Below are 5,319 nucleotides of genomic sequence, written 5' to 3' on the forward strand. Positions count from 1 at the left end.
GAGCTGCTTGGTGTTTGAACCGGTCGGATCGTAGAGATCCATCATCTGCTTGACGTCACGCAGCGAGAACCCGACCTTGCGGCCGAGCAGGATCAGCTTGAGGCGGGCCTTGTCGCGGCGCGTGTAGAGACGGGTCGACCCGTCACGCTGCGGGTTGAGCAGGCCTTTGTCTTCGTAGAAACGCAGCGTGCGCAGCGTCACTCCATATTTCTTCGCCATCTCACCGATGCGGACGAGGTCCTCGCCGGCTTCGGCAGATATATTGGTATTGGCCGCGGTCTCGCCGGCCGAGATAAGCTTCATGGTCACTGGCTTTCCCCGTCTGGTGGCGTCGCGGTCTCGGACCGTGCGTCGCCTGACTGGAAGCGGGGGCCTGCTTCCAGTCGTGGTTTCAACAAACAAATCGCAAACATGCGCTCAATGCGCCTTTTACGTTTACGTCAATTCTATACCGATTGCCGTATGATGACGCAAGGGCGTTCTGCGCGCCGCCCTTTATGCCGCACCGTCAGGCCGGCAGCCGGCATCCTTTCAATTTCTTAAGTTTGGTTAACGCGTTGTTTACCACGTTGGGGGAAATGTGGGCGCGTCGGCTACCCGTGTTTATCCTGTATCGAATTTTTCACGGTTTTTCGGAGCGCGGGCGAGAGCCCGGGAAGCTCGTCTTCCGCCGCGGCATCGCCGCCGGTCGCCTTCGTTCCGATAGGGACCTGGGGGAACTGGCCGCGAGCCAGCCATTCTGAAAGACGGACGCACCGATGAACAGCAAGCGGTCCTATCTCGACACACTCAATGCCGGCAGGCAGCGCAGGCCGCAGACCACGCTCGAGCAGTTGAACCAGTCGCTGGAGACACTGGAGCAGCGGCTGGAGCGGACGCGCGAGGATCCGGTGGCACGTCCCGAACTCCGCCAACCCGATCCACGCCAATATGGTGCCGATGCGCGCTATCCCGCGGCCCGGCCCGCTGGCCAGCAGCGCTGGTACGAGGACCCGCAGCCCGCGTCGCGACCGAAGAGCCCGATTCAGGGAGCCGCCGCTTTCGAGCAGAACTATCAGGCCATTGCCCGCGACATTGATCGCGTGCGCGGCCAGGAGGACGGCGTTGCCATGGTCGGCAAGATCGCCGGCGAATTGCGCGGCATGCGCGAGGAATTGCGCCACCAGATGACCGCAGGCCTGCAGCGGGAATTCGAAGCGCTGCGCAAGGACATCGAGGGGGCTTTCCAGTCAGGGGCAAGGCCCGGTGCTTCGGCCAAGGGCAGTGCTGAACTCGGCCTTGAGTTCGAGCGGCTTTCGGGCGCCATCCAGACACTGGCCGAGAAGAGCGACGACAGAAGCGTCAACATGCTGCGGCTCGAACTCGAACAGGTCAAAGCCGCACTCGAAACGCTGGCACGCGAAGAGAGCGTGCAGAAGGTCGACCGCCGCTGGGACGATTTCGATCGCCGGTGGACGGCGTTCGAAGACCGCGTCGACGCCGACCAGCGCAAGCGCTCGGACGACCCGGGCCTGTCTGCTCTGACCGCCCGGCTGGAACAGATTAGCAATGCCGTCAACAATTTGCCGGAATCGTTGTCGCTGCGCTCGCTGGAGGAGAAGGTGCGCACGCTTGCCGGTGCTGTCGACCATTTCGCCAGCCAGCAGGACAATCGCGGCAGCGACACGCTTGGCATGATCGACGAGCGGCTGGACGAGATTTCCCGCGCCATCGTCGCATCCACGGTCGCCGCGCAAGCCAATTCATTCGACCACGAGGCTTTCGAGCGCATCGAGAGGCGGATCGACTCACTTGCCAGCCAGATCGAGGAAGTGGCGCAGGATCGGCCGGGCAACGCGGTCATGGACCGGTTGAGCACGCTGTCGGGCCGGGTTGACGAACTCGCCGGCCGCGCCAATCTGCCGGAGCAGGCGATGGAGCGCCTGGCCAAGCAGATTGCACTCATCGCCGACAAGATCGACCAGGCACCAGCCATGCCTGACGCCGACTACATCTTCCATGGGCTGGAGCAGCGCTTCGACGTGCTGTCGAGCATGATGGAACGCCGCCAGGGTGACGCCATCGAACAGGGCAACATGCTGTTCCGCGATCTCGAACGCAGGCTGGATGAGGTTGCCGACAGGCTGGACCAGCGCATACCGCAGATCGACAGCGCCGGCATCATGGACGCCATCGATGCCCGCTTTACGGCGCTCGCCAAACGTATGGAAACGCGTGTACCCGATCCCGCGGGCGAAGCCGCAATCCGCGGCCTGGAGAGCCGGCTCGAAGACATTTCAAGCCGGCTGGATGCGTCGGCCGCGCAGGTGGCCGGCATCGATCCGGCGCTGATCCGCAGCCTGGAAGCACAGGTTGCCGGCCTGTCCGCCCATCTTTCCAGGCCCAGCACCCCGCTGCCGGAATTCGAGGACATCAGCCCGCGTCTCAACGAAATTGAAAAGTCGCTCGCAGGAACCCGCGATTCCATCCTTGGCGCAGCGCGCGAAGCCGCCGAGAACGCGGTGCAATCACTTGCCGGTTCGAGCGCCAATACGACCGCTGTTTCCGGCCTCGCCCAAGATTTGAAGACGCTTGAAACGCTGACGCGGCGCTCCGACGAGCGCAATTCGAGAACGTTCGAGGCCATCCACGACACGTTGCTCAAGATCGTCGACCGGCTGGGTTCGCTCGAACCCGGCGAGCCGGTCGAGGCGATGAGCGAATTGCTGGATGCGGCACCGGTCGAGCCGAGCAACTGGCGCGGCGCGCGGCGACCCAAGATGGCCGTGGACGCGCCATCGATGGATATCGATCAGCCCCTGCCATTGACTGGGGACTTGGCCGATCTCGATGGCCGTGCCGCCGCCATCCTGCGCAACGAGCCGGGTGCTCGTAGCGATCTGGGCGGCCTGGGTATGGGAACGCGCACGCCGGCCGAAGCCGCAGCGGCTGCGGCCATGGCTGCTCTCGGCTCCGACACAATTGTCGAGAAGAACGAACAGGCGGGCGGCCGCAGGTCGATGTTCGGCGGACTGGCCCGCGCCTTCAAGGGCAAGAAGGAGGCGGACATCCCGCCACTGGCCGGCTCGGCGCCGAGTGCCCCGATCCCGAGCGTCGATCTCGACGAACCGCTCGATCCGAAAATGGCCAACCGGCCGCTGGAGCCCGGTTCCGGCGCACCTGACCTCAACGCCATCATGAAGCGCGTGCGCGACGAGCGCGGCCAGCCGGCCAAGCCCAGCGACACCGACGCCGCGAAGTCGGATTTCATCGCCGCTGCCCGGCGCGCGGCGCAGGCCGCGGCCGCCGAGGCCGATGCGCTGAAGCGCCAGTCGACGGTGACCGGACCGGTGAAGGCACTGCGGATCGGCGACCTGCTCAAGGCACGGCGCAAGCCGATCCTGATGGGGACAACCGCGATCCTGCTGGCGCTGGGCGCCCTGCAACTGGGCAAGGCCTTCTTCGCCGATCCGGCCCAGGTGGCGAGCAACGACGTTGCGCCGATCGTCGCCTCGCAGCCGGTGCAGACCGCCTCGCTCGATCCCGCCGGCCAACCTAAGATGGACGCGCAGCCCGCGGCAGTGGAAAGTGCGCCTGACCACACCGTCAGGCAGGCCGAGCCGTCCGCACCGGCAACCAAGGACGACATGGCCGCGCAAAGCATGATTGCCACGCCGCCAGGCGCCGAGCCGTCGATGAGTGCCGCGCCGACCGCAGAGCCGGTTCCCGCGCCCGTCGCCTCGGTTACATCGGCTGATGCGAAACAAGCGGTGTCTGCGGAGACAGCCTCGGCTGCGCCGGCCTCGACCGTTCCGGTCGCCGCGGAAGCTGCCGACACCGGCGCCCAGCCTATGGCGGCTGAGCCGACCACCGCCAAGGATACCACGGGCGCGGTCCCGCCAGCGGACGCCTCGCCGGCGATGACGACGAAGTTCGACATTCCCGCTGACGCCGGCCCGGCCGCCTTGCGCGATGCCGCCGCCAGCGGCGACGCCAAGGCGCTGTTCGAAATCGGTTCGCGCTATGCCGAGTCACGCGGCGTCAAGGAAGACATGGCGGCAGCCGCCAAATGGTACGAGAAATCGGCGGAACTCGGCTTCGCGCCGGCCGAATACCGCATCGGAAACTTCTACGAAAAGGGCATCGGCGTCGCGCGCGACATCAAGAAGGCGAAGACCTGGTACCAGCTTTCCGCAGCACAGGGCAACGCCAGCGGCATGCACAATCTGGCCGTCTTGTTCGCCATGGCGGCAGACGGCGTGACCGACAATGAATCGGCCGCGCACTGGTTCCAGGCGGCCGCCGACGTCGGCGTCAAGGACAGCCAGTTCAATCTCGGCATCCTCGCCGCCAAGGGCGTCGGCATGAAGCAGAACCTCGAGGAATCCTACAAATGGTTCGCGCTCGTCGCCAAGACCGGCGACAAGGATGCCGCTGCCAAGCGTGACGAGATCGCCAATGCGCTGCGGCCCGAGCAGCTCGAACGCGCCCGCGCCGCGACCGAACTGTGGAAGGCCAAGCCGCTGGATGCAGCGGCCAATTCGGCCGACATTCCCGAGTCCTGGCAGGACGGCACACCGCAGACGACAGCCAGCATCGACATGAAGAAAGCCGTCCAGAACATCCAGCGCATTCTCAACAAGAACGGCTACGATGCCGGCGGCGCCGACGGCAAGATGGGCCAGAAGACGAAGACCGCGATCATGGCTTTCCAGACCGACAACAAGATGCCGGCGACCGGCGAAGTCGATGAAAAACTGGTCAAGGCACTGCTGGCGCGCAAATAACGGCAGAGGCGTCGTTTCCACGACGCCCTTGCCACACATTCGCCTGTTAACTGATTGAGATGTTTTTTGTTTCGGTGGCGTAGCGCGGTTTGACTTCGCAGCACCTCCGGCGCAAGAACGAATTGGCTTGTCGGGCCAAGATGCCCGCAACGGTTGCATTCGCCGACAGGCAGAACTGATCGAGACTGACGGGTGGGCATCTATCTCCCGATCGCGGAAATTTCCGTCAATATCTTCGTCCTGCTGGCCATGGGCGCGGCGGTGGGTTTCCTGTCGGGCATGTTCGGCGTCGGCGGCGGCTTCCTCATCACGCCGCTGCTGATCTTCTACAACATACCCCCGGCGATCGCGGTCGCCACGGGCGCCAACCAGGTCATCGCCTCCTCCGTCTCCGGTGTCCTTTCGCACATGAAGCGAGGTACGCTCGACTTCAAGCTCGGCGGAGTGTTGCTGGCCGGCGGCATTGTCGGTTCCACCGGCGGCATCTACGTCTTCGCCTTCCTGCGCCGCCTCGGCCAGCTCGACCTGTTCATCTCGTTGCTCTACGTCGTGC

Annotated in this window: 3 protein-coding genes; 2 read left to right on the forward strand and 1 reads right to left on the reverse strand. The window is 64.8% G+C overall.

The window, feature by feature from the left end; all coding sequences use genetic code 11:
* A partial coding sequence (locus EN750_RS17100) for a MerR family DNA-binding transcriptional regulator (RefSeq protein ID WP_145967734.1) occupies nucleotides 1–303 on the reverse strand: 303 nt, incomplete at its 3' end.
* A 455-nt stretch (nucleotides 304–758) separates the two neighbouring features.
* Here EN750_RS17100 and EN750_RS17105 point away from each other — a divergent pair.
* Nucleotides 759–4,766 carry a peptidoglycan-binding protein gene (locus EN750_RS17105; RefSeq protein ID WP_127397107.1) on the forward strand — a complete coding sequence of 1,336 codons (4,008 nt, stop codon included), beginning with the start codon at nucleotides 759–761 and terminating at the stop codon, nucleotides 4,764–4,766.
* A 192-nt stretch (nucleotides 4,767–4,958) separates the two neighbouring features.
* Nucleotides 4,959–5,319: sulfite exporter TauE/SafE family protein (locus tag EN750_RS17110; RefSeq protein ID WP_145967733.1), on the forward strand; the 361-nt coding region annotated here is incomplete at its 3' end.

Origin of the sequence: Mesorhizobium sp. M7A.F.Ca.ET.027.03.2.1, from assembly GCF_003999175.1 — a bacterium.
Lineage (GTDB): Bacteria > Pseudomonadota > Alphaproteobacteria > Rhizobiales > Rhizobiaceae > Mesorhizobium.